Here is a 2,114-nt window from a genome sequence, read left to right as displayed (position 1 = left end):
ACCCATCGTAAAAGTATCTAAATTTAAAAACGCAACAACATTTGACAATGTAAAGTAATTTAAACTAAACTTTTTATTTTCTAACGAGTAAAGAACCATAAATTTTAATATTGTCATCACGACATTTTTCGCCTGTGCTACTCAAATCCCGTCGTCTTGTCTATCACCTCATTTTAATTCTTCAACCACTTCACGCAGTGCATCAAAACCTTCGGAATAATCTAAATTACTTAATTCTTTATACTCTTTTGAATGAAAGTAATCTCAAGCTAACTTCAATGGATTTCAGCGTACGGAGTTATTAGGATTATCTAAATCAAACAGCTTCACGTCATAACCTTGTTTTTTTAAAATACCACCCGTTGCTTCTAATAATTCTTGTTTTGGATCGATTATTACCATATTTGCTTTTTTATCATCAGACAAACTTGCATTACGGACGATATTTTGAAAAAGTATTCTTCAAGTTTTACCCGAACCAGCAATCCCTAATAAAATCATATGAGAGTCAGAGTGATTAACCATATCGCCGTATTTTTTAATATGACCTATTACAAACCCAGATTCATTATTATTCGCAAATTCCTTTTTAAATTTTCTTAAATTACCCTCACCACTTTCCTGGTTATATAAAAATGGTGAATTATCATTTGCTTGTGATCTAGATATATTTTTTAATCAGTCCTTATAATTCAAAACAACCAAACATATAAAACTAACAACTAAAATCAAAACTAAACCATAAAGCCGATATTTATTCTCGAGCACATAGAAATTAACTATATCACCCCAGACATCTCTCTCGCCCTTAAATCACCCCTTAATTGCCTTATCACGGCTAATTAATACCGTTCCAACAATACCAACTAATACAAAACAAATAAAAGGCACAATAACTAAACTAAAAAAATATTTTAAAAATCTAAAAAACTTAGAATCAAAGAATTTTTTGTGCTTCATATTTAATACCTTGCCTTAACATTTTTGCGATAACTTCGTAAAGCCTCCAATTTATGTCTAAAATGCACTCCGTTTGCTTCTCAATTTCAACCATCAATTATTCATTTTAAATTCAGGTTTCGTTTAGTTTCACTTTTGCGTCTTGCTGATTTTTGAATAAATATTTTTTGAACACTATTTAAACCCTTAAATCGATCTGCCCTTTCGCTCATCTCATCTTCATTCAAACATAACTTAATAATCAAATTACCGATTTGTTTTTCAAACTCATCTTTTTCTTTATCAATAAAATTGTTTTTTAATTTTTCGTTAAATAGCGATGCTAACTTTTCGCCCTTTAATTTTTCTAACTCTGACATGTAATTTTGATATTGCATTTTAATATCGTCATTATTACTTTGCACATAATCAAAAATATTTCAAATTGCTTCTTTAATATCTTCATCAGCTTTAACATATGTTTTATTTTTGCGATTAAGCATATAATCGCGCACTTTAAATACATCATCATAAATTTCTTCATTTCGCACATCATCCAGCGTCGTAATCGCTTTTATATGCTTTCTAATATCTCAGGTTTTAGCTTTGGTTTCATTTAACTTGCGATATTCTTTTTGATAAATAACCTCCGAAGATAAAACATTATTAAAATTTTGTACCGATTTTTTACTAAATCAACCTTTTTGTTTAAAAACCAATCCCTCTTTTTTAGTCTGTGTATTAGGATTTATTTCTCAAAAACTTAAATGCACATGAGGAAAATCTGTATTAGCATGCATAACTCAATGACCTCTTATATTCTCAGGATCTAAATGATTTGCCTTCAAAAGTTTTCGCATATGCACATTTAATAAATCTGCTCACTCATTTTTATCTAACATAAAATTATCAACTCCAAATTGTCCTGGATTAATAATCATTTCTCAAACAATTTGTTTTTGCGAAATCATATTTAATAATTCAATTTCATCATTAACATTAATATCTTTGGGATTTTCAAACAATCGATAAACTCCTGATTTTGCACTATCTTTTTTAACTCTGGTTTGTAAATTCATCCACGATTTAAAATCTAAACCTGATTTTTTAAATTCACTTTCTAAATCAAACTTGGTTTTATCATCATCTTGAACATAAACAGCATCAACACGAGC

2 protein-coding genes are annotated in these 2,114 nt (G+C 28.9%); both read right to left on the bottom strand.

Annotated elements, in window-relative coordinates; all coding sequences use genetic code 4:
- A partial coding sequence (locus tag N1F73_RS03595; protein ID WP_260360142.1) for a type IV secretory system conjugative DNA transfer family protein occupies positions 1-960 on the bottom strand: 960 nt, incomplete at its 3' end.
- Between the two features lie 2 nt (positions 961-962).
- The coding region (locus tag N1F73_RS03590; protein ID WP_260360141.1) for a hypothetical protein at positions 963-2,114 on the bottom strand (1,152 nt) is incomplete at its 5' end.

It is taken from the genome of Mycoplasma sp. HS2188 (assembly GCF_025209835.1).
Lineage (GTDB): Bacteria > Bacillota_I > Bacilli_A > Mycoplasmatales > Metamycoplasmataceae > Mycoplasmopsis.
This window is presented reverse-complemented; position numbering and strand designations above follow the sequence as displayed.